Origin of the sequence: Methylobacterium brachiatum, assembly GCF_020523825.1 — a bacterium.
Classification (GTDB): domain Bacteria; phylum Pseudomonadota; class Alphaproteobacteria; order Rhizobiales; family Beijerinckiaceae; genus Methylobacterium; species Methylobacterium brachiatum.
The window spans coordinates 426,741-448,909 of the sequence record NZ_JAJALK010000002.1; the positions used below are offsets into that span (position 1 = coordinate 426,741).

At 71.3% G+C, this 22,169-nt stretch carries 19 protein-coding genes; 13 read left to right on the top strand and 6 right to left on the bottom strand.

Translation table 11 applies throughout. The annotated features are described in order from the left end of the window. Positions 1-3 precede the first annotated feature (3 nt). Genes LGR69_RS05715 through LGR69_RS05735 form a run of 5 tightly spaced genes read left to right on the top strand, consistent with a single transcriptional unit; the run spans position 4 to position 7,332 of the window. Positions 4-837: a hypothetical protein gene (locus LGR69_RS05715; protein ID WP_230365438.1), complete on the top strand. Its 834-nt coding sequence runs from the start codon at positions 4-6 to the stop codon at positions 835-837. Next, entirely contained in the window at positions 834-1,586 is a 753-nt protein-coding gene (locus LGR69_RS05720) for a hypothetical protein (RefSeq protein WP_230365439.1), read from the top strand. The genes LGR69_RS05715 and LGR69_RS05720 overlap by 4 nt, the downstream gene beginning before the upstream one ends. Next, on the top strand, positions 1,583-3,982 hold the full coding sequence (locus LGR69_RS32000) for a Mu transposase C-terminal domain-containing protein (RefSeq protein WP_230365440.1): 2,400 nt from the start codon (positions 1,583-1,585) through the stop codon (positions 3,980-3,982). The genes LGR69_RS05720 and LGR69_RS32000 overlap by 4 nt, the downstream gene beginning before the upstream one ends. Then, entirely contained in the window at positions 3,975-4,991 is a 1,017-nt protein-coding gene (locus LGR69_RS05730; protein ID WP_007557718.1) for a TniB family NTP-binding protein, read from the top strand. The genes LGR69_RS32000 and LGR69_RS05730 overlap by 8 nt, the downstream gene beginning before the upstream one ends. Positions 4,992-5,001: 10 nt before the next feature. Beyond that, positions 5,002-7,332, top strand: coding sequence for a TniQ family protein (locus LGR69_RS05735; RefSeq protein WP_230365441.1), 2,331 nt, complete (start codon positions 5,002-5,004; stop codon positions 7,330-7,332). 41 nt (positions 7,333-7,373) lie between these two features. Here the strand turns inward: LGR69_RS05735 and LGR69_RS05740 are convergent, their stop codons facing one another. The 4 genes from LGR69_RS05740 to LGR69_RS05755 form a co-directional block, all read right to left on the bottom strand. Continuing rightward, the gene (locus LGR69_RS05740) at positions 7,374-8,987 is read right to left on the bottom strand and encodes a DUF2235 domain-containing protein (protein WP_007557723.1); all 1,614 of its coding nucleotides are present in this window, start codon (positions 8,985-8,987) and stop codon (positions 7,374-7,376) included. Positions 8,988-9,100: 113 nt separating this feature from the next. Further along, a complete protein-coding gene (locus tag LGR69_RS05745) occupies positions 9,101-10,129 on the bottom strand; it encodes a CBASS cGAMP-activated phospholipase (protein WP_007557725.1) in 1,029 nt (342 codons plus the stop codon). Further along, positions 10,126-10,596: a hypothetical protein gene (locus tag LGR69_RS05750; protein WP_230365442.1), complete on the bottom strand. Its 471-nt coding sequence runs from the start codon at positions 10,594-10,596 to the stop codon at positions 10,126-10,128. The genes LGR69_RS05745 and LGR69_RS05750 overlap by 4 nt, the downstream gene beginning before the upstream one ends. After that, positions 10,593-11,852, bottom strand: coding sequence for a nucleotidyltransferase domain-containing protein (locus tag LGR69_RS05755; protein WP_007557730.1), 1,260 nt, complete (start codon positions 11,850-11,852; stop codon positions 10,593-10,595). Before LGR69_RS05755 ends, LGR69_RS05750 begins: the two co-directional genes overlap by 4 nt. 198 nt (positions 11,853-12,050) lie before the next feature. Here LGR69_RS05755 and LGR69_RS05760 point away from each other — a divergent pair, with 198 nt between their 5' ends. Genes LGR69_RS05760 through LGR69_RS05770 form a run of 3 tightly spaced genes read left to right on the top strand, consistent with a single transcriptional unit; the run spans position 12,051 to position 16,619 of the window. Beyond that, positions 12,051-12,614, top strand: a complete 564-nt coding sequence (locus tag LGR69_RS05760) for a hypothetical protein (RefSeq protein WP_007557732.1) — start codon at positions 12,051-12,053, stop codon at positions 12,612-12,614. Positions 12,615-12,622: 8 nt separating this feature from the next. Further along, the gene (locus LGR69_RS05765; protein WP_128754885.1) at positions 12,623-13,180 is read left to right on the top strand and encodes a hypothetical protein; all 558 of its coding nucleotides are present in this window, start codon (positions 12,623-12,625) and stop codon (positions 13,178-13,180) included. Between the two features lie 16 nt (positions 13,181-13,196). Continuing rightward, positions 13,197-16,619: an ATP-dependent helicase gene (locus LGR69_RS05770; RefSeq protein WP_230365443.1), complete on the top strand. Its 3,423-nt coding sequence runs from the start codon at positions 13,197-13,199 to the stop codon at positions 16,617-16,619. A gap of 484 nt (positions 16,620-17,103) precedes the next feature. Here LGR69_RS05770 and LGR69_RS05775 read toward each other — a convergent pair whose 3' ends face one another. Then, positions 17,104-18,540, bottom strand: a complete 1,437-nt coding sequence (locus LGR69_RS05775) for a YncE family protein (RefSeq protein WP_007557737.1) — start codon at positions 18,538-18,540, stop codon at positions 17,104-17,106. After that, a complete protein-coding gene (gene copM / locus LGR69_RS05780) occupies positions 18,537-18,965 on the bottom strand; it encodes a CopM family metallochaperone (protein ID WP_459560862.1) in 429 nt (142 codons plus the stop codon). Before copM ends, LGR69_RS05775 begins: the two co-directional genes overlap by 4 nt. A 205-nt stretch (positions 18,966-19,170) precedes the next feature. Between copM and LGR69_RS05785 the strand changes: the two genes are divergently transcribed. Genes LGR69_RS05785 through LGR69_RS05805 form a run of 5 tightly spaced genes read left to right on the top strand, consistent with a single transcriptional unit; the run spans position 19,171 to position 22,168 of the window. After that, positions 19,171-19,554, top strand: a complete 384-nt coding sequence (locus LGR69_RS05785; protein ID WP_007557741.1) for a COG4315 family predicted lipoprotein — start codon at positions 19,171-19,173, stop codon at positions 19,552-19,554. A gap of 43 nt (positions 19,555-19,597) precedes the next feature. Beyond that, on the top strand, positions 19,598-20,107 hold the full coding sequence (locus tag LGR69_RS05790) for an RNA polymerase sigma factor (protein ID WP_007557743.1): 510 nt from the start codon (positions 19,598-19,600) through the stop codon (positions 20,105-20,107). Then, positions 20,104-20,913 carry an anti-sigma factor family protein gene (locus LGR69_RS05795; RefSeq protein ID WP_007557745.1) on the top strand — a complete coding sequence of 270 codons (810 nt, stop codon included), beginning with the start codon at positions 20,104-20,106 and terminating at the stop codon, positions 20,911-20,913. The genes LGR69_RS05790 and LGR69_RS05795 overlap by 4 nt, the downstream gene beginning before the upstream one ends. Then, a complete protein-coding gene (locus tag LGR69_RS05800; RefSeq protein ID WP_007557747.1) occupies positions 20,910-21,800 on the top strand; it encodes a LysR family transcriptional regulator in 891 nt (296 codons plus the stop codon). The genes LGR69_RS05795 and LGR69_RS05800 overlap by 4 nt, the downstream gene beginning before the upstream one ends. Further along, positions 21,797-22,168, top strand: coding sequence for a YidH family protein (locus LGR69_RS05805; RefSeq protein WP_007557749.1), 372 nt, complete (start codon positions 21,797-21,799; stop codon positions 22,166-22,168). Before LGR69_RS05800 ends, LGR69_RS05805 begins: the two co-directional genes overlap by 4 nt. The last annotated feature ends 1 nt before the right edge of the window (position 22,169 follow it).

Consider the following 22,169-nt stretch of genomic DNA (forward strand, 5'->3'; position numbering starts at 1 on the left):
GCCATGCAGATCCAGACCGCCGTCACGACCCCCGTCGTCCCGCCCCTCCTCGGCGAGCCGGGCCTCCTCAAGCGCATCGACCTCCCCGCCGTCCCGTCCGGGCCGGGGACCAAGGCCGGGCCCGGCACCTCGTTCGCGGTGCCCGCGGACCTCGGACTGGGCTCCTCGCCCCGGTCGCTCCCGCCGGTCCGGCCGCCCCGCGGCTGGGTCCCCGACGTGCTGCGTCACGAGAAGCTCCCCGGCGGCATGACGGTCACCACGGCGGCCTTGGAGACCGCCGGGCTGACGATGCTCCTGTGCGATCCGGACACGCGGCTCGTCGTGCCGTTCGGGCATGTGCTCGGCTACCGCGAGGTCGCCGCCGACGGCGCCGTCCTGGAGGGACGCCACCGCCCGGAGGCGGTGGTGCGCCGCCGGGACGGCGCCGTCGTCGCCTACACCTTCATCCACAGCTGGGAGCGGGACGCGGCAGCTCCGGACTGGCCGAGGACGAAGGCCGCCATCCGCGCGGGCTATCGCCGCCTCGGCGTCGGCTTCCGCGTGCTGACCGAGCACCCGCTGTTCGCCCGGACGCTCCGGGAGAACCGCGCCCGCATGCTGCGCGAGCGGGCCGGGTGCCAGGATCCCGACGTGGCGCGCGTGCGGGAATCGCTGGCCGGGCATGGGCTGCCGACCACCGTGGCACGCTTCCACCGCCGGGCGCGGCCCTTCCCCGCGCGCCGCCTCGACCGGACCCTCGGCTGCGTCATCGAGCTCGCGCTCGCCGGTGACGTCGCACTCGACCTCAGGAACCCCCTGGGACCCGAGACGCGGATCGGCAGGGGGGACCGCGCATGAGCGCCGCGACCGCCCCGTCCGGGGAACCCCTGCGCCTGAAGTCCTCCGCGCAGCCGGCGAATTTGGGCCTGTTCCCAGGCGCCCCCGTCGTCCGGGAGGTGAAGAAGCGCAACTACCTGTGCGCGGTCGATGGCGACGGCGGCGACCACAAGGCGCTCGGCGACGCCCCGTTCCGCTCGCTTCTGGAACGTGATCTTCGGACCCTCCTCGGGGCCAACCCCGACATCGCGCACTACGCGGTCGAGCCGCACGAACTCACCTTTTTCATCCCGGACGGTCGAGGCGGCCAGGAGAAGCACGTCTACGTCCCGGACGTGGTGTGCTGCTATCGAGCCGGCCCGGTGGTCGTGATCGACGCCAAGGCCCTGTTCATCGCCACGCGGCCGGGCTGGACACGGCGGCAGCCGCACATCGAGGAGGCCTACCGCATCGACCACGGCGTCGCTTTCCTGACCCTGGACGAGGCCGAGATCCGGGCCGAGCCCCGGCTCTCGAACGCCCAGATCATGGAGCGGCACCGCTACATCGTCCCGGACGCCGTCGCCCTGCTGCGCGTCCGCGACGCCTTCGTGGCGCTCGGCCTGCCGACCACGATCGCGGCCGTGGTCAGGGCCGCCCGGCTGAACGACCGGCCGGGCGAGTGCCGCGCCTACACCGCCGTGATGAACCTGGCGCTGGCGGGCGAGGTCGCGCTCGACCTCGCCCGGCCGCTCTCCTTCCAGGCCGAGATCCGCGAGGTGGTGCCGTGAACGCGCCGTTTTCCGTCCCCTCCGTCCAAACCGCCCATGGGCAGGCGGCGACGCTGCGCTTCGACCTGCGCACCAAGGACATCCTCAACCTCAACGGGCGGACCCACGAGTTCGAGCGCCGCCTCGACGGGCGGCTGCAGTTCCTGCGCGTCGAGGACAAGGACGTGCTGTTCCTCACCGACGAGCAACTCGCCTTCCTGTCGGCGAGGGGCGAGGCGCGGCTCGTCGCCGGCAATTTCAAGTACGGCAAGCCGAGAGGCCCGCTGCCGAACCGCCTCAAGCTCACGAAGGAGCAGGTCGCCGAGGCGGCCCGGAAGCTCGATTACGTGAACGCCTGCATCCGGGGCTTCGTCGAGGGCGAGGCGCGGCCCCGCGCGCCCTGGGAGTTCCGACGCTCGAAGCCGGCGCTCGACCCCGTTATCGTGCGGGTGGCGCTGAGCAAGGGCGAGAAGGCGCCGCACTTCACCACGGTGCTCAACTGGTTCGACCTCTGGATGACGCTCGGCGACATCCACGGCAAGGCGTGCCTCGTCGACCGGCACCAGCACAAGGGCAACCGGCGCCGGCCGTTCGGGCATGTGGGCGAGGTCGCGCTGGAGCGCGGCGTCTGGCGCTGGCTCAGCCCGAACATGACCACGGAGGTGGCCTACGCCAAGGTCGTCACCTCGGTCGGGGCCTACAAGCGCACCCTCTCGCGCCATCTCTCGCCGGAGGAACTCGACCAGATCCGGGTCCCGTCGATCCGCACGTTCCAGCGCCGTTGCAAGGACGTCGACAAGTACGTCCGGGATTACTACCGCAAGGGTCCCGAGTACGCCGCGAAGATGCACCGCACCTATGAGGTGCAGCCGCTTCCGGACCGGCCGTACCAGGACGTCGAGGTCGACCACTGCGTACTCGACATCCTGCTCGTCGACGACGACAGCGACGTCGTCCTCGGCCGGCCAGACCTGATTATTTTCCGCTGTCGCAAGACGGGGATGATCGTCGGGGCGTCGCTCGGCTACGAGGCCCCGAGCTTCGCGAGCTTCGTCGCCGGCCTGCGGCACGCGATGTACCCGAAGGACATGTCGCCGTTCCCGGCCGTGCGGATGCCGTGGCCGTGCTTCGGCCGGATCGAAAACCTCTGGGTCGACAATGCTTTGCATTTTATCGGCAAGGACATCGAGGCCGCCGCGCGCGAGCTGAAGATGAACAAGCCGCGGTTCAAGCCGAAGTGCCCCTGGCTCAAGGGCGCCCTCGAACGATTCTTCGGCTACCTCAACACGGGTCTGATCCACCTGCTCCCGGGCACGACGCTGTCCAACACGGTCAAGAGGCGCGAGCCCGACCCGGAGACCCTGGACTGCGCCAAGATCCGGAAATCGGAGTTCGAGGCGCTGCTGATGTTCTTCATCTGCGACGTCCACAACGTCCACAGGTCGAAGGGCCTGGGCCTGCTGCGCGGCATCGGCGACATCCCGCTCCGGGTCTGGAACGAGGAGGCGGCCCGCCATCCCAGCGGCCCGCTCCCGCCAGTCGACCTGTTCGTCGCCCTGTGCGGCGAGTGGGAGGACCGCACGATCCAGAACGACGGGATCGTCTGGGACCACGTCAAGTACGAATGCCCGGAGCTGATCACGCTCATCACCAACCCGGGGCACCGGAACGCGCGGGAGGACGGCGCGGGCACGCGCTACCGGTGCGTCCGCGACCCGAGCGACATCGGCCGGATCTACGTGATCGACCCGTACGACCGGGACGGGCGCATCATCACGGTGCCGGCGACCCGGGCCCATCGCGCCTACGCCGAGGGGCGCCACCGGCACGTCCACGACCTCGCCGTCGAGAATGCCAGGCGCATGGTCAAGGGCGCGTTCGATTTCGATGCGATGGCCCGGGCGCTCGACCTCCTCGGGGACGCGGCCGCCGCAGCGCGGGCGAAACCGGAGCGCAAGGCCATCCATCGCGGCCTCGCCCGTTTCCTCGACGGCGAGCGCAAGCGGCGCTTCCGCAGCGAGGTGCGCACGGGCACGCCGGCGCTTCCCGCCACCACCGCGGGGCACCTCGATCCCCTGGCCATCGCGCGCCGTCCGAAGGCCGCGACGGCGCCGGAGCCAGGGCCCGATCCCGCTGGGTCGCCCCCGGCCCCGAGGCTCCTCGCCGCCGGCGGGCACCGCGATGCGTCGGTCCCGGCGCCGCCACAGGGCGCCATGGCGTCGGCGGACGGTGCCCCCGGCCCGATGCCGCCTGCCCCGGTCCGGGACGAGCCCGAGGAGGCCTCGTCGGCCATCGTGCCGGCACCGGCGCCGGAGGCCCCCATTCCCGCGTCCGGGGCCCCCGGGCCCGACGACGATCTCGACGAGGAACTCGCGGCCCTCAGGGCCGACAGGAAGTGGAGTACGGGCGATGAGTGAGACCCTCCGGGACGACGAGCGGCTTCGCCGCGCCGAGCGCGCGGCGAAGCCGGCTGCCGAGCGGCAGCTCATCATGAAGAACCTCTTCGTGGGGCACGACCGCTTCGAGACCGCGACCGAGGCGGTCGCGCGGTTCCATCTGCCCGTGAAGGACGGCCTGCCGGACACCGGGTCGCTGTTCGTCCTCGCCGGCGATCCGCGGACGGGCAAGAGCTATGCCCTGAAGCGATATGCCCGCGGATTCCCGGCCGACCTGACCGGCTCCGAGGGAATCGTGCGGCGGGTGGCGTACGTCGACCTGCCTGTCGGCTGCAACAAGGCCGGCTTCGTGACCGCCCTCGCGGGAGTGCTGAACGCCGGCGACGTCACCCGAATGAAGGTCGACGCATTGTTCGGCAACGTGCTGAACGCCTTGGTCAAGCAGAAGGTCGAGCTGGTCCTCCTCGACGAGGTCCAGGAAGCCTTCACCACCGCACGACCAGGCGCGCTGAAGGACTGCCTGGGACTCGTCCGCAAGATCCTCAACCTCGGGACGCTCAACGTCGCCGCCGCAGGGCTCGTCGAGACCTACGGGATCATGGCGGCGGACAAGCAGCTGGAGGGGCGGGGCGGCCTGCCGCACCACATCATGCTGCCCTACTCCTGGGACAGCAAGGAGGAGCGCGCCCTCTTCCGCCTGCTCTGCGCCGAGATCGACGGCCGGCTGCCCTTCGCGGCGAAGTCGGGCCTCGGCTCGCAGTGGTTCGCATCGCGGCTCTACTGGGTGACCGACGGCATCATCGGCCGGCTGAAGGACTTCATCTTCGCGGCCGGGTGCCGGGCGCTCAACGACGGCGCCGAGCGGGTCGAGGTCGGACATTTCGCCGATGCCTGGGACCTCGTCAGGCCGGTCGGGATGACCTTCAACCCGTTCCGCGACGACATCGACCAAGCCCCGGCCCGCGCGACACCGCCCGCTAAGCCGACGCTGCAGCCGAAGGATCCGGCGCAGGGCGCCTTCGTCAAGTGAGGCGGCCGGCATGAGGACCTTCACGGACCTGCACGGGCGCTTCGAGCCTCCGCTCCCCGATTGGGGGCCGCCCCATCCGGGCGAGCCCGCCCACGGCTACGTCGTACGCCTCGGAGCCATGAGCGGGATCGGCAGCGTCGCCGTCCTGCTGAACTCGCACGGGCTGAACGGGCGGGACATCCAGCCCGCCGAGTGCCTGGAGTTCGCGCTGTCCTTCCCGCTCTCGGGAAAAGAGCAGCTGATCCATGCCACCCCCGTGGTCTCCCCGACCTCGGTCGTGATCATGGGCCAGGAAGTCCGGCGGCGGCACTGGCAGATCGGCCTGCGCCGCTTCTGTCCGGCCTGCCTCGCCGAGAGCCCGCATCACCGGGCCTGGTGGGACCTGCCGGCGTTCGCGCGCTGCCCGGACCACGATATCGACATCGTCGACCGCGACGCCTCGGGCCACCCCGTCCCATGGTGGTCGGCGTCGTTCACGCACGCCCCGACCGGCTCGCCGCTGCCGCGGCACGGCGTGCCGCGCCGCACGGTCCCGCGGCCGTCCCTGGAGGGCTACATCCTCGCCCGGCTGGGCGCCGCCGGGCCCCCGGCGGTCCCGCTGCTCGATGGCCTCCCCACCTTGGGCGACGTGCTCGACGCGGTGGAGCTCGTCGGCCGGGTCGCCCTCGGCGGAACCCTGCGGACGCGCCCGGTCGTTGGCGTGACCAAGGGTTTCGGCCTGCCCGCCGTGAACCGGGCCGGGTACGACGTGCTGCGCAAGGGGGAGGACGGGCTCGTCACGCTGCTCCACGCGGTCGCGGCCGCGCGCGCGGCCTTCAAGGACGGGCGCGGCAAGCGCGCGAGCTTCGGCTGGCTCGGCTCGGCCCTGAACGCGGAGAAAGGCTCGCACATCGGGATCCTCGCCGGTTGCATGCGGCGGGTGGCGATCGAGCGGGGCGACTTCTCGCCGTCGACCTGCGAGGCTTGGTACGCCGGCGAGGCGGGCTGGCTGCCGGTCCCGACCCTGGCGGCCGAGCTCGGCCTGACGGAGGAGCGCCTGCGGCGCCTGTCCGAGGCGCTCGGCATCCACGAGCGGCAGTTCGGCATCGCGCGTGCGCGGTACCGCTCCTTCAGCCCGGAGCAGGCGGAGTCGGTCAGGCGGACGTTGGCCTCATGCCTCGACCGGGACGGGGCCGCCGACGCGCTGGGGCTCCCGCGCGACACGTTCGACGCCCTCGTCTGCGCCGGCGTCATCACCCACTTCGTCAGGATCGGCACGGGTCGCGACCGCGACCGGTTCCGGCCCGAGGACGTGGCCACGCTCGCCGCGCGCCTGCTGCACAAGGTCGAGCCCGCGACCGACGTGCCGGACGGCCACCTGAGGCTGGCCGACCTCAGGCGGACCTGCAAGACCAACCCGGCGCGGTCGGTCGAGGCGATCCTGAAAGGGTATGCGGTCCCGCGGGGAAGGCTCGGACCGACCGTCGGCGACCTCCTGGTCCTCGACCCGCGCCGGGACCGCGGGGGCGGCATGCGGGCCGCGCGCGCGGCCTTGCGGACGCTCCCCGGCCTCAGCCGCTACCAGGCCGCCACCGTGCTCGGATGCAGGGTCGAGACGGTCGACGGCCTGATCGACGGAGGTCACCTGCGGGTGTGCTCCGGGGGGCGCGGCTGGCGCCGGATCGACGAGATATCCCTCGATGGGTTCCGCAGGATCTGGGCCCCCGCGGACATCTATGCCGACATCGCCGGGGCGGTGCGGTCGGGTCACGAGGCCGGTGCCGCGCTGGAGAAGCTCGGCGTCGAGACGCTGCGGGTTGCCCAGAAGGACGGAACCGTCACGCACATGGTCGACCGTGCCGGCGCGCGCTCGATATTGGTGCTGGCCTGCGACCCCGACGACCCGGCGGGCGGCGGCGTGCTCGCGTTCCAGGCCGCGCTGCTCCGCGCGCTCGGGCGGCGGGGAACGTTCAAGCTCGTCGGGCGAAGCCGCGGCCTGACCCTGTCCAGCGCCTCCGGCGACCTCACGATCCGGATCGAGGTCCAACCCGAGCGGGAGGCGGTGGAAGTCGTCCTGACCCGCGGGGGCCGCCCGCCTCGGGAGGTGGCGATCCAGGCCGCGCTCGGCGGACGCCTGCGTTGGCGCGAGGTGGCCGGACGGCTGGAGGTTGCCGACATCGTCGAGGCATCCGAGCTCTCGGCGCCGCGCGCCTGGCCGGACCTGGTTGCCCGTACGGTCGCCAGCACCGAGCTGTTGCGCGCGACCTTCCCGCAGGTCCGGGGAGCCACCGCGCCCGGTGGCGTCAAGGCGGCGCGGCCGGCCTTCCCGGAGACGGATCGATCCGAGCGGCCCGCGACGTGAACCTGCCGTTCGGTCAACCGGCGGTGTCCCGGTCCAAGCCTTCAGGCGCCTGCCGCTCGCTCGGGCGCCCCCGGCCCGACCGCTCCCGAGGGTTCCGGTGAGGCTGCCACCGGACTTGCGTAGAACGGCTTGAACCGGACGTGGTCGGCCAGCGCCGCGGGACGGTAGGGCGCGACCCCGTCGCACTGGACCACGGACGCGAGCCGGTAGCGCTCGTCGACGCTCGGGTGCACCGTGGCGTCGGGCCTGATCTCCCGGTCCCTGACTTCCCAGGTCTTGCCCTCCGCCCAGCGTCGTACCCAACCCGGCACCCACGAGGCCGAGACGCGCGCCGCGATGGCGTCCCGCATGCCGGCCACCTCGCAGTGCTGCACGCCCGCGGCGGACGGGTGCAGGCGTAGCCGCGGGATCCGCATCACCTCGACCGGGTGGCGCGGATCGGCGACGGGCGGCATCCCGTCCACCTTGAGGCCGTCCGGGACGCCGACGGCCTGCTCCAGCATCCACCGGAGCGCGATGTCGGACAGGCGGGATTCGGTCTCCTCGTAGCCGCCGCCGATGTCGGAGTGGTTGCCGGCGAACCAGAACTGCCGGAACTGGTCGGGCGCGCCGGGCGCCCGCGGCGGTCGGACCTCGGTCGGGCCCCACTTCACGCGGTCGAAGTCCTTGCGCCTCTCGTCGATGGCGATTGCCGCGCGGGCGTAGCCGACCTGGGCGCTGAGGAGGCGGTCGAAGTTCTCGCCCTTCCACTCCGCCACGTGGCTCTTCGACCTTCCCGGCCCGGGCCAGTCCACGATGGTCTTGGTCTTCGCCGCGGCGACGCGCCGCCTCACCACCCCTGCGACCGCGACGGAAGCGGCCACGAGGATGCCCGCGGTGATCAGGTCCGCTTTCCAGAAGGGGCCGTCGAACAGGTAGGAGATGCCCCCGACCAGGGCGGAGGTGACGGCGATGGCGATGCCGAGCGGGATGACGGCCGCGGCCGCCAAGCTGGCCTTGATCAGGGTGCGTTTCGGGCCGGCGACGCCGAGCGCGGCTACCGTGTCGAAGGTCCCGATGAAGTAGGGCTCGACGTTGGACTTGCCGCCACCCTCGGGATGTTCAGAGCCGTACCGCGCCCGGAACCGGCGGGCGAGCTCGTGCCGCTCCGCGTCGAAGTCCGCGCGCGGGTGGCCGGCACCGTGCTCCAGCACCGTCTCGACCGCTTCGCGCGCGATGTCCCGCGTCATCTTGCGGAAGCGCAGCAGAGCGCCGCCGGCACCCGTGGCGGGCACCCCGCAGTACATCAGGAGGTTCGCCACGCAGCGGACCGTGTAGGCCCCCCGGCTGAAGCCGATCAGGTAGATGCGGTCGCCCGGCTCGTAGTGGTCGATGATGAAGCGATAGCAGTCCGCGATGTTCGTGGTGATCCCGCGCCCCGAGAGGGAGGCCGCCATCTTCTGCACGAACCGCACGGGCGCCGTCAGCGCCGTGGCGCCGATGTCGGTGCCCAGCCCCGGGTCGTAGAAGGCGACCTGCTCCGCCGGGTCGATGCCGCTCTCGGGCCCGACCTTGCAGACGCGGTACATCTTGTAGACGTTGCTGACTCGCTGCTCGGGGCGGACGCCGCCATCCTGCCCGGTGCCGTCGGAGAAGACCACGATATTCTTGGGCATCCGCCTGCCTCTGGAACGCCGGGGCCCGGGATGGGCGACAGCAGCCTTTGCGTCCCTGGCAGCGATGCCGCCCGGGACGGGGTTTCAGATTTCCGCCCGCGCTTGCGCCTGCCTCAGGCGACGGGGCACGGGGTGTACGGCTCGACCTCGTCGAGGAGGAGGTTCCGGTGGATCTCGCGCCCGGCGCCCTCGACGAGGACCCGGGCCATGGCCGGCAGCTCCGCCTTCGCGCGCAGGTAGTCGTCCAGCGCGATGGGGTTGGTGCTCTCCGGCGCGTCGATGCGCGTCAGCCGGTCACGGCCGATGAGCAGGCCCGCCTGCCCGATGGCGTTGTGCGACTGCGCCTTCATGGCCGCCTGGATGACGCCGCGCCACTGGATCATGCCGCCGGAGGTCTTGTTCGCATCGACCTTGAAAGCGGTCTCCCCGCAGCCGAGGCTGAGCACCTGGATCTGGCCGCGGTCGATGTCGAAGCAGGCGAGCGCGTCGACCACCGCGTTCATCGTCGGGTTGTTCGACCACAGGCCGCCGTCGACCATCACGTAGCCGTTGTTCGCCAGCGCCTCGAAGTAGGTCGGGGCGGCCGCAGTGCTCAGGGCGACCCTGACCATGCGCTCGGATCGGTCCTTCCTGTAGGCGGGGTGGTGGGGCGTCTTGAAGACGAACGGCTCGCCGTGGAACCCCTCGAAGGCGGGGATGCAGAGCCGGGTCCGGGCCTCGCCGAAGGTGGTCTCCCCGAAGATCCGCAGCAGCTCGTCTTCGAGCGGCTTGCGCTCGTAGACGTAGCGGTAGCGCTGGCGCACGAACCGGGTGAGTCGCTCGATCCGCGACGGGGGCGGGAAGATGTTGCCGCCGCGCTCGACGTAGACGTCGCGGATCTCGCGCGCCGTCAGGCCGTGGGCGAGCGCGAGCGCGATGATGCCGCCGGTCGAGGTCCCGGCGATCATGTCGAAGTGCCGGGCGATCGAGCGCCCTTCGAGAAATCGGCCCTCAAGCTCGGCGAGCACCGCGGCCGGGAGGATGCCGCAGATGCCGCCCCCGTCGACGGAGAGGATCCGGAAGGGCCGATCCTTGGGCCACGGCAGGGGCTGCCTGCGGTCCTGCTGGGTGCCGTCGGAGCGGCGCGGGGGAACGTAGCTCATCGTCCGGCTTCCTTGGCGGCGGGGGGTTCGGCGTGCCGCCCGCCCCCGGACCACCGTCCGGTCGCGCGCCAGCCTTCGTAGCAACCGAGCCAGTCGAGGGCCCAGGGAATGGTCGTCTCGGCGATCAGGCTGAACGGGGTCCACTCGCCGATCTCGTGGTCGAACAGGCACAGGACCGGGTCGCCGGCCCGGTCGACGTAGACGTGCGGCAGCGTGCCCTCGCCGTCCCCGGGGCGGCGCCGGAGGACCGGCGAGATCACCCGGACCTCGGGCTGCTGCCGCAGGGGGGCGATCCGCTCGATGACGAGGGGGACCTGGTACGAGACCCGCACCTCGTAGGCGAGCATGAAGGGCTTGAGCGTGCCGAGCCAGGTCGCCGCCCGCTCGGAGCGCTCGACGAGCCTGAACGACGGCCATGACGCCCGGATGGCCCGGTCCTGGTCGGCGATGGAGGGGAAGACGCTCACCACCGGCGCCCCCCGCGGAAGGTGTGGGCGCTCGCCCGGGCCGGTGCCGCGGCGGCCGCGCCGCCGACGCCGACCAGCGCCGGGCGGCTCGGGACGTAGAGGCCGCCCCGCGGCGTGTAGGCGTGGAGCCCGGACTGGACCGCCCGGCCGGTCCGGTCGTTGAACCGGCGGACCGAGGTCGAGACGACGTGGCCGCCGAAGCGCTCCCGCAGCCAGTCCTGGATGTCCTCCAGGCTCGAACCGTGCTGCTTGATCCACGCGAGGCCGTCCGCGAGGTCCGTGAGCTTGGCGGCGTACGCGTCCTGCTGGGCGAGGTTCTCCGGCCAGCGGTCGGTGAAGCAATCCTCCGCGTGAACGGGGTTGACGACCCTGATGGGCTCGCGGCGGACGCTGGCCGCCCGCAGGGCGCTCGCCACCGAGCGGGCGAGGCGGATCACCATGTCGGCGAGCGGCAGGCCCGGATGCGAGGCCTGCCCCGCGAAGCAGGAGAGCATCACCGAGGGCGGGATGCGCCCCGTGGCCCCGGCGTAGGCCACGTTGCGGTGGCGCTTGAGCAGCTGCAGGGCGACGGTCGCCACCGCCTTCACGATGATGGGCACCTGGTCGAGGATCTCGTCGACCTCGGCGTCCGCCCGCACCTCCATGCCGTAGGCCTCGTGCAGCCGCTTGTTGAAGGCGGCCGCGAACCGGCGCTCCAGCGGCGTGCGCGCCCGGTACCACTCGGCGAAGCCGTATGCGTTCATCGGCACGTGGAAGTGCTCGGACACGGGCTTGTCCGGGTGGGCGTGGAAGATGTGGCTGACCCGCTCCGCGCCGTGTCCCAGGCGCACCGCCGGGGTCACGTCGACGTGCATCCGGTCGGCGTAGCGGACGGTCACGCACCGAGTCTGGCGCTCGACCTTCTGACCGGTCGGATATCCTTCCAGCGAGCGGTACAGCAGGTCGAGAACCGCGTCCGGCCCGGAATGCGGATCGAGATCTAGCGCCGCGACGATGTCGAGATCGTACTCGTCGTCCGTGCCGCGCGTCGACGTCGTCGCGTCGATGGCCATGCTGCCCTGCGGGTAGAAGCGCAGGATGCGCCCGTTCAGCGGGCTGCCGGGACGTTCCGCGAAGTCGCGGATGGCCTCGTAGCGGCCGCCTGCCTTCGCGTGCAGGCCGGGCGGCAGCTGCACCGAGATGGCGATGTCGGCCATGACCGCGTCGAGCGCGCTGGCGAAGGGGTCGAGGCCGGGGGGGTGTCGGAAGTGGTTCATGGGGTCGCTCCTTGGCTGGACGCTCGTCAAGGTTGAAAACCCCTGCGTCCGTGGCATCCTGCCGAGGTATGCCGGCCAAGCTCGCGTCTCAGAATTTGGCCGGCGCGGATTCTGAAAATCGCGGGCGGGGGGCATAGGGGATGTCGGTCGGACGTTTGGCCGGGCGGTCGGCTGCGGAGGCGAGCCGGGGGCGAACGGGTGGGCGATGACCTCAGCCCGGAGGAATTCGGGGCGGCCTACCGCGACCTGTCGCGCGACGACCGCAAGAAACTGGTCGTCATCGCGAAGCGGTTGTGCGGGGGCACCACGCTCAACCCGGGCGACCTCCTGAACGAGGCGATCTGCCGGACCCTGCTCGGCACGAGGCAGTGCGGCCGGGAGCTGAACATCGTCGCCTACCTCGTGGGCGTGATGCGCAGCCTCGTCTCGCACGAGCGGGAGAGGCAGAAGCGGTCGGTCACGACCGACGACGCGGAGGAGGTCGACGCCCACATGCGCGCCCGGCTTGGCGAGAAGCCGAGGGCCGGTAGCGCGGAGGACGCCATCATCGACACCCAGGAGAGGGTGAGGATCATCGCGGAGGTGTTCGAGATGTTCCAGGACCAGCCGGAGGAGCTCGCGGTGCTGGAAGCCCTCAGGGACGAGCTCGCCGGCAAGGCGCTGAGGGAGCGCACCGGGCTGGCACAGGGCGATCTCGACTACGCGAAAAAGCGCATCAGGAAGGCGCTCTCCCTCCGCTACCCGAAAGGATGGAGATCATGAACCGAGAGATGACCAAGGACGAGAGGTTCCTGGACGCCCTGGATGACCTCTACATCGAGGGGATCCTGGCGGCCTCTCCCGAGGAGCTCAAGGCGGAGCTGCTCGCCATCGGGGAGGACTCGGACACACTCGTCGCCATTGCGGACGCCGCTTTCGAGCGCGCCCACGCCGCCTGCGCCGCCGACGCGTGCCCTGCCCCAACCGCTGCCCCACCGGCCGCGTCGACGACCGAAGGCGGGATCGACCCCTTCGCCGCACGGGCCGACGGAGGATTGCGCGGGGTGGCGCGCCGCTTCGGCTGCAACCTGAACTTCCTCGGGCGGCTCAAGGACCGGCTCATCCGCGTCGAGGATCTGAGCGCCGGTTTCCTGGCACGTCTGGCCGAGGCGCTCGGGACCGGCGCGGACGAGCTTGCCCGCTTCCTCGCGGGGCCCGCGCGGGTGCCCGTGGCCGCGCGGTTCAAGTCGGACGGCAAGCCGGAGGCCGTCGAGAAGCAATCGCTGGCCGAGGCGATCGAGAGCTCGGGGTTGAGCGACGAGCAGAAGCGGTACCTGGCATCGCTCTAGGAAGGACATCGCCGCCGTGGACGCGTTCGAGGTTGTCAGGGCGAGGGCGGCGCAGGTCCACGCGGCGGCGGTCGAGGGCGGCGCCGATCCGTTCCGCCCCCTGGATCTCGTGGTCGCGGCCATCGACGCCCACGAGATCGATCTCAGCTGGTTGCGCCCCGGCGATGCCTACCTTCGCGGCGGGCGCGGCCTCTACGACCCGAGCCTCCCGGCCATCGCCTGCGAGGATCGCGGGGACCCGACGGCCAAGGCGTTGCTCGCGGGGCACGAGCTCGGACACGCCGTCCTGCACGATCCCGATGACGTCATCGTCGACGGCGACATCGACCCGAGCCGCGCCGTGGAGGCCGCCGCCACGGGCGTGGAGAAGGTCGAGGGTTACGGCCGGCGCGAGCGTCGGGAGTTGCAGGCCGACCTGTTCGCCCGCGAGCTGGTCCTGCCGCGGGCCTCGGCGCGCCGCCTCTTCCTGGAGGATGGGCACGGTGCCGAGGACATCGTCCGCCTCACCGGGCTGCCCCAAGCCCTCGTCTTCCAGCAGTTGGCCGATTGCCTGCTGCTGCCGGAGCACCGGCCGCGTGCCGAGCCCGGTGCCGGGGCCGGGCGTCCGCTCGACGACAGCCAGCGGGCCGCCGCCTTCCACGAGGGTACTCCGTTCCTGCTGCAGGCGGGTCCCGGTACGGGGAAGACGCGCACGCTGGTCAGCCGCATCGAACGGCTCCTCGACCGGGGCGCGACCGCATCCGAGATCCTCGTCCTCACCTTCTCGAACAAGGCGGCGGGCGAACTCGTCGAGCGGTTGACCGCTCGCCTGCCCGAGGCGGCCGCCGCGGCCTGGATCGGCACGTTCCACGGCTTCGGCCTCGACGTCCTGCGGCAGTTCCACGACCGCGAAGGGCTGCCCGACGACCCGCGGCTCGTGGACAAGGCCGACGCCATCGGCATGCTCGAAGATCTCGTTCCGCGGCTGCCGCTCCATCACTTCCGGAACCTGCACGACCCCACGCTCGAACTGAGCGACATCCTCGCCGCGGTGTCGCGGGCGAAGGACGAACTCACGCTTCCGGACGCGTACATGGCCCTCGCCGAGCGGATGGCTGAACGGGCCGGCGACGACGGGGAGGCCCGGCTGCGCGCCGAGAAGGCCATCGAGGTCGCGGCGGTCTACCGCGTCTACGACGCCGAGATGCGGCGGCTCGGCCGGCTCGACTTCGGCGACCTCGTCATGCGGCCGACGCTCCTGCTGGAGCGGGACCGCGGCGCCCTGGACATCCTGCGCGCCAAGCACCGCCACATCCTCGTCGACGAGTACCAGGACGTGAACCGGGCGAGCGTCAGGCTGCTCAAGGCATTGGCGGGCGGAGGCGAGCGGCTCTGGGTCGTCGGCGACTCCCGCCAATCGATCTATCGGTTCCGCGGCGCCTGCTCGGCCAACATGACGGCCTTCGAGGCCGATTTTCCCGGGCGCCGGATCGGGCGCCTGACGGTGAACTACCGCTCGTCGGCGGAGGTCGTCGCGGCGTTCTCGGCCTTCGCGACCGACATGGCGGCCTCGCGCGGCGTCCTCCCGCTCGACCTCACCGCCCACGCGGGTGCCTCCCACGCGCCCCCCGAGACGCGCACGGTCGAACGCCCGGAGGACGAGGCCGCCGCGGTCGCCGCCCGCATCCTCGAACTTCGGCAGGTTCACGGCGTGGACTTCCGGGACCAGGCCGTCCTGTGCCGAGGCAACGCCCGCCTGGCCGCGGTCGCGGCGGCGCTCGAACGGCGCGACGTTCCCGTGCTGTTTCTCGGCACCCTGTTCGAGCGGGACGAGATCCGCGACCTGCTCGCCGTCCTGGCGCTGCTGGTCGATCCCAAGGCCGGCACCCTGGCCCGGGTCGCGCGCATGCCGCGGTACGCGATGCCGCTCGAAGACGTCGGTCGTCTCCATCGCGTCCTCGCGCGGCGCGAGGAGCCGATGGCATGGGCGACGGAATCGGCGGCCCCGCTCGGCGCCCCGGCGGCGGCGGCGCTGGCGAACCTCCGCGCCGACCTTCAGGGCCTGGGCGCGGCCAGCCACCCCTGGGAGGCGCTCTGCCGCCTGCTGTTCGATCGCCGGCACCTGCTGCCCGATCCCCGCCCGCCGCTTCGGACCCGGGACCGGATGCGGATGGTGGCCCTCTGGCAGTTCCTCGCGTTCTGCCGCGAGCTGCCGCCGGGCCAGGGGCTCCCGATCCAACGCCTGCTGGACCGCACGAGGCGGTTGGTCCTCCTGTCCGAGGAGCGGGATCTCCGCCAGATGCCCGCGGCCGCGGCCGCGATGGACGGGGTCAGCCTGATGACCGTCCACGCCAGTAAGGGCCTGGAGTTCGAGGCCGTGCACATCCCCGGTATGGTGGGTCAGGGATTTCCGAGCGGCGGCCGGACCCCGCGCTGCCCGCCCCCGGACGGGCTCGTCGCCGGCGCCGAGGGCTTGTCGGGAGTGGACGCGATCCGGCGCGGGCATGCCGAGGAGGAGGAATGCCTCTTCTTCGTCGCGGCTTCCCGGGCGCGCCGCCACCTCACCCTCCTCGCGGCGCGCCGCAAGGCGAACGGAAGCGGGCGCCCGCTCTCGCCCTTCCTCGACAAGGTCGCCGAGGTCGTGCGGGACGTGCCCGATCCGCCGTTGCACCTGCGCGAGGCGCCCGAGCCCGACCGTCACCGGATCGGCGTCGCGTGGGAGGGGCCGCCCTCCTTCACCGCCGAGCAGATCTCACTCTACGACCGGTGTCCCCGCCGCTTCTTTTACACGCACGTGCTGGGCGCGGCCGGCGGTCGCCGCTCGACCCCCTTCGTCAGGATGCACGACGTGGTGCACGAGGTCCTGCGCTGGCTCAGGGAGGACGCGCGGAATTGGGGCCTCCCGCTTGAGGCGGTGCGGGCGTGCTTCGACGCGGTCTGGTCAGAGAAGGGGCCGACCGAGGGATATGCCGAGGAGCTCAGACGGATGGGGTTCGAACTGGTGGAGGCGCTCATGCGAACCCGGGAAGGACATGTCCCCGGGCTGCGCGAGCCCGTCGCCATCGATCTCGGCGGCCTCGGCCTCGTCGTGTTGCCCGACGAGGTGCGCGGCGATGGGGCTGCCACGGTCTACCGAAGGGTGCGGACCGGCCGGAGGAGGAAGGAAGAGGAGGACGACCTCGTCTACGCCGCCTATCTCATGGCGGCCGGCCTGCGCCACGGCCCGGGTGCGCGGGTCGAGGCCATCCACCTGAGCGGGGACGGCGTGATGGACATCCCGCTGACCCAGAGGAAGCGAACGAACCGCGAGCGCAAGCTGCGACTGATCGCGGAGGGTATCCTCGCGGGCGACTTCCCCCCGGAACCCGACGAGAGGGCCTGCCCGCGGTGCCCGCACTACGTGACCTGCGGGCCCGTGCCGGCGGGCATCCTCGCGGCTCACCGTCCCGATGAGGCGTAGCCGACGGCTGGACAAGGTCGTGATTACGCTGCGGACGATGCCGCGGCCGCCTGCGTCGGGCTCGGCTGAGGTGCTTGATATGAAAACCATGAGCCGTGGCAGTTATTTGACTGGTAAAGTGCCGACCGCACGCCACGACGTACCCGATCAGCCGTCACCTGAGCTGCGACTTGGCGGCACCATTCGTCTGAACCGCGGTCAGACCAGATCGGCTTGATCGCATGAGGAGCCGTTTCCGACTTATTTCAAACCTGCGGAGGGGCCGCTTGCCGAAGGCGTGATCGTCCCTGGCTAACCCCGAAGGCCGGAAGCGGAGTGCCCGCTTCGGAGAAGGCCCGCTGCAATGCCGGACGGGCTCCTACCGACCCAACTGCGCCGTAGAAGCAGTCCGACGTCGTTCTCGAAAGCAGACATCGAAACTGGGCTCGCGCCGCCAAGGTACTCTTATGAGTGTTCGCCTTCCGAACTAGCGCCCCCCACTCGATCAATCCACAGTCTGCATCTGGACGACACTGCCGAGTTCACCGGGCTTGCCCGAGACCACCACGAGGTAGCGCCGGCTAGCGCCGGCATCCGTGCGGGTGACCTGTCGGATCGGGCCGATCGCGTTGACGATGGCCGCGCCGGCCGGGTTGGTCATGAAGGCGGCGAGCGGCTCCAGGCCGGTCGCTCCCTTCGGATTGGCGGCGAGCGCCAGCACGAAGGGCATTTTCGCGGGCAGTCCTGTGACCGCGGCCTGTAGCGTTTGCAGCACGCCTTGGTCGAACAGGGTGACCTGCGTCGCCGGCTTGTCATCGGAACCGGTGAGCGTCAGCGCGCTGGTCTTGCCGGCAGCACCCAGCGGCTGGAGGTTCTGCTTTCCGTCGCCCTCCGGCACGGCGTTCGGGACGTAGGCGACGCCCTGCGGACCCTGCCCGATCGGCACCTCAGCGATCACCGTGTTCGACGCCGTGTCGATCACCGCCGCCATGTCGGCGTTCTCCAGGCCGACATAGACGCGGCTGCCGTCGCCCGAGGGCCAGAGCCCGTGCGGCAGGGCGCCGGTCGCGATGGTGGCGACCTGAGAGAAGTCGTCGGTGCGGAACACCTTGAGCTGGTTCAGGCCGCCGATCGTCACGTAGGCGAACTGGCCGGCCTTGGTCGAGACGATGTTGACGTGGTTGGTGATCGGCCCGGTCTCGATCGTCTTCAGCGGCGCGAAGGGCGGACGCGCCGAAAACACTTGGGTGCGGCCGACATCCTTAAGGGTGAACCACACCTGCTTGCCGTCCGGCGTCGCGGCGATGTCGGGGCAGAACGGGCTCTCTTGCTTCACGCGGCCGACGATGGTGTGGGTCTTGGTGTCGATGACGACGGTCTCGGGGCTGAAGCTGGAGCAGACGTAGCCGTAGGCGCCGTCCGGCGAGAAGATCGTCATGCCGGGCCCGTTCGGTACGGTGATCCGGCGGGTCTCCTTGGCGGTGGCGGCATCGAGCACCGCGATATGGTCCTCGCCGCGCACGCTCACCCAAACCTCTCGGCCGTCCGGCGTGAAGAAGGCTTCGTGCGGCGAGCGGCCGACATAGGCGGTGTGGCGGACCGCGTTGGTCGCCGTGTCTATGAAGCTCACGGAGTTCGAACCGATCGAGACCGCGAGCAGGGTCCTGTGGTCCGGCGAGAAGCCCATGCCGTGAACCAGAAGCTGCCCGCGATAGAGCGGGCTCAGGTTCATCGGCGTCGGGTCGCCGAGCCGGATCACCCCGAGCAGGGTGTTGGCGGCGGGATCGACCACCGAGACCGTGTTGGAGAACTGGTCGGAGGTGTAGAACCGATCCTTGCCGCTAACCGGCACGTCCGGGGCGGAAGCTGCGCCCGGGGCCTGCCCGGCGAGCGCCGGGCCGGAGAGCAGCGCGAGGGCGAGGATAGTCAGGGCGGTCTTCATCGGCGGGTCTCCGAGGGCATGGCGGCGGGGGCTGCACTGTGGTCGTGGGAATGGGCCGCACCAGTCGATGGCTGCGGCGCTTTAGGAAGACTGGCGAGCGCACGGCGCATCACATCGATCTCCTGGCCCTGCTCGACGACGATTCCCTGCGCGAGGCGACGCAGGACCGGATCCTTGCCGTAGAGCAGCTCCGCCTTGGCCATCGCGATCGCGCCCTCGTGGTGGGGGATCATCATCGCGGCGAAATCGCGGTCGGGATCGCCCGAGGGCGGGACCATCATGTCGGCGTGCATCCGCGTCATCGACTGCGCCATCATCGCGTCGAACGACGTTGACGACGCGGCCGGAGGCTCGCTGGCGGCCAGCGTCGGGCGCATCATCATCCGGCCGCCGACGAGGCCGCTCGCCATCAGCGCCGACGTCACGGCAAATCCCAGTGCTCCGCGCATGCGGCCTCCTCGCGATCCGGTATCAATGGAAGGGATGCCAGCGGACCGCCTTTATTCCGCGGCGGGGCCGAAAAAGCGTTCGCGCCGATGGGATCGCCTTTTTTCGTGTGTCAGCGGAATAAAGGCGCCCGTTTCGCATCCCTCCCGATGCGGTCATGCTCGACCGCGGGAGACTTCACCCATGCGCAATCTGCTGATCCGCACCGCCTTCGCGGCTATCGCCTTCTCCGCCGTGGCCGCCCAGGCCGCCGCGCCCGCCATGACGGCCGAGACCGCCAAGGGGCCGGCGCTCGTGGATGCCAAGAGCATGACCCTCTACACCTTTGACAAGGACATGGGCGGCAAGTCGATGTGCAACGGCCCCTGCGCCGCCAACTGGCCGGCCCTGACGGCTGCCTCCGGATCGGCGGCCTCCGGCGATTGGACGACGGTGACCCGGGACGACGGCACGATGCAGTGGGCCTACAAGGGCAAGCCGCTCTACACCTTCGCCAAGGACACCAAGCCGGGCGACACCACCGGTGACGGCTTCCTCAACGGTGCGTGGCACATCGCAAAGCCCTGATCGGTGAATGCCCGGATCGGCTCCCTCTGATTGGGACACGTCGTTGGACGAGATCGCCCCCCTGATCGAACCGCAGATCCCGGCCCTGCGGCGCTACGCGGTCGCGCTTCTTCGGGATCGCGAAGCGGCGGACGACCTCGTCCAGGACACCCTGGAGCGGGCATTGTCCGCCTGGTCCGGGCGTCGCCGCGACGGCGACCTGCGGGCGTGGTTGTTCACGATCGAGCGCAACCTGTTCCTCGCCGCCGTCCGACGCCGGGGCCGGCGCGGCGCCGATCTCGGCGCGGAAGCGTTGGAGCAGGTGCCCGATCCGAGCGCCGACCCGGGGGCAGCTTTGGGAGCCCGTGACGTACTCGCAGGGCTCGACACCCTGCCCGAGGAGCAGCGCTCGGTGTTGCTCCTCGTGGCGGTGGAGGACCTGTCCTATGCCGAAGCGGCACAGGTGCTCGGGGTGCCGCTCGGCACGGTGATGTCACGATTGAGCCGGGCGCGCACGCGGATGCGCGGATTTGTGGAGACGGGCCGGACAGGCCTGCTGAGGAGGGTTAAATGAGCGGGGATCCGCGCCCGGTCGGCGAGGACGATCTGCACGGCCTGATCGACGGCCGCCTTGAACCGGAGCGGCAGGCGCTGGTCGAGGCGTGGCTCGTGGGGAACCCCGCGCGTGCGGCTGAAGTCTCGACGGACCGAGTTCTGCGCGAGCGCCTGCGCGCCCGCCTCGCGCCGATCGCCGAGGAGGCGATCCCGGCGCGACTGCGGGTGGCCAACATCCGCTCGCGACACCTGTACCCTGGCGCACGCTGGTTCCCCATGGCGGCTGCGGCCGTGCTCTGCCTCGCGCTCGGCAGTGCCGGCGGCTGGGTTGGCCATGCCCTGCACGGTGTGCCCGCGGCGGCGGCGGTGGCGGAGGCACCGGCGACGCAGGACGCGGTCGCAGCCTTCCGCACCTTCGTGGTCGAGGCGGTGCATCCGGTGGAGGTGCGCGCCGACGAGAAGCCCCACCTCGTGACGTGGCTCTCGAAGCGTCTCGGTCACGCGGTCGCGGCCCCCGACCTCTCGGCGCAGGGCTTCCGGCTGATGGGCGGGCGCCTGTTGCCGGCCGGCACCGAGCCCGCGGCGATGTTGATGTACGACGACGACCGCGGCACCCGGCTGACGCTCTACAGCCGCGTCGGTGACGGCGACGGCCGCACGCTCTTCCGCTTCGCCCGCGAGGGCGACATCGCTGCCTTCTCCTGGGTCGATGGTGGCATGTCATACGTCGTCACCGGCCGCACCGACGAGGCCCGGCTGCTCTCCGTCGCGCAGGCGGTCGATGCGCACGTCCGCGGCCTCGCGCCGGATCGTCGGCAGCCATGACCCTCGATCAGCTTCGCATCTTCGTGGCGGTGGCCGAGCGACAGCACGTGACGCGGGCCGCCGAGGCGCTGAACCTCGTCCAGTCGGCGGTCAGCACGGCGATCGCCAACATCGAGGGGCGGCACGCGACGAAGCTGTTTCACCGGGTTGGCCGCGGGATCGAGCTGACCGAAGCAGGGCGCGTGTTCCTCGTCGAGGCCCGCGCCGTGCTCGCCCGGGCCGAGGCCGCCGAACTTGTGCTCGCCGACCTCAGCGGCCTACGACGCGGGACGCTGGCGCTTTTTGCCAGCCAGACCATCGCCAGCGACTGGCTGCCTCGCCACCTCGTCGCCTTCCGCCGGGCCTACCCTGAGATCGCTATCCGGTTGGCGGTGGGCAACACCACCGACGCCGCCGACGCGGTGCGCGCGGGGCAGGCCGAACTCGGCTTCGTCGAGGGGGCGCTGGACGACCCGACGCTCGCAAGCACGACCATCGCCCAGGACAAACTCGTCCTCGTGGTCGCCCCAAACCATCCCTTCGCCGGGGCGGCTGCACTCGCACCCGAAGACCTCGCCGGGGCCGACTGGGTGCTGCGCGAAGCGGGATCGGGAACCCGCTCGGCCTTCGAGGCGACCCTGGGTGCGGCCGGCCTTGCCGCGGCCCAGCTCCGGGTCATGCTCGAACTGCCCTCGAACGAGGCAGTGCGCGCCGCCGTCGAGGCCGGGGGCGGGGCCGCCGTCCTGTCCGAGACCGTGGTCGCCGCAGCGCTTCGAACCGGGACCCTGGTGCGGGCGGCGTTCGACTTACCGAGCCGGCCGTTCCGGGTGCTGCGCCACAAGGAGCGCTACCGCAGCCGGGCCGCCGACGCGCTTCTCGACCTGATCGCGACGGCGAACATCAAATGAGCGAGCCCGCGAAACCAGTGCCCCCCGACGACCCGCGGGTGAGGCTCGCCGAGGACCGGACGGTGCTGGCAGCCGAGCGTACGTTCGTGGCGTGGCTTCGAACCGGGCTCGCCTTTCTGGGCGTCGGCTTGGCCGCGCAGCGCTTCCTGCGGGAGGTGCTGGCGGTCTGGCCGCTGAAGGTGCTGTCGCTCACGTTGATCGGCTGCGCGCTTGCCTCGTTCGCCGGCGCCGCATGGCGGGACCGGGCGATCCGGGCGCGTCTCGCCCATGCCGAGATCCCGATGATGCCGCGCATCCTCACCATCGGGATCGCGGCCTTGCTGATCGCGATCTCGGGCCTCGCGGCCACCGCCTTGCTCTGGGCGTGAT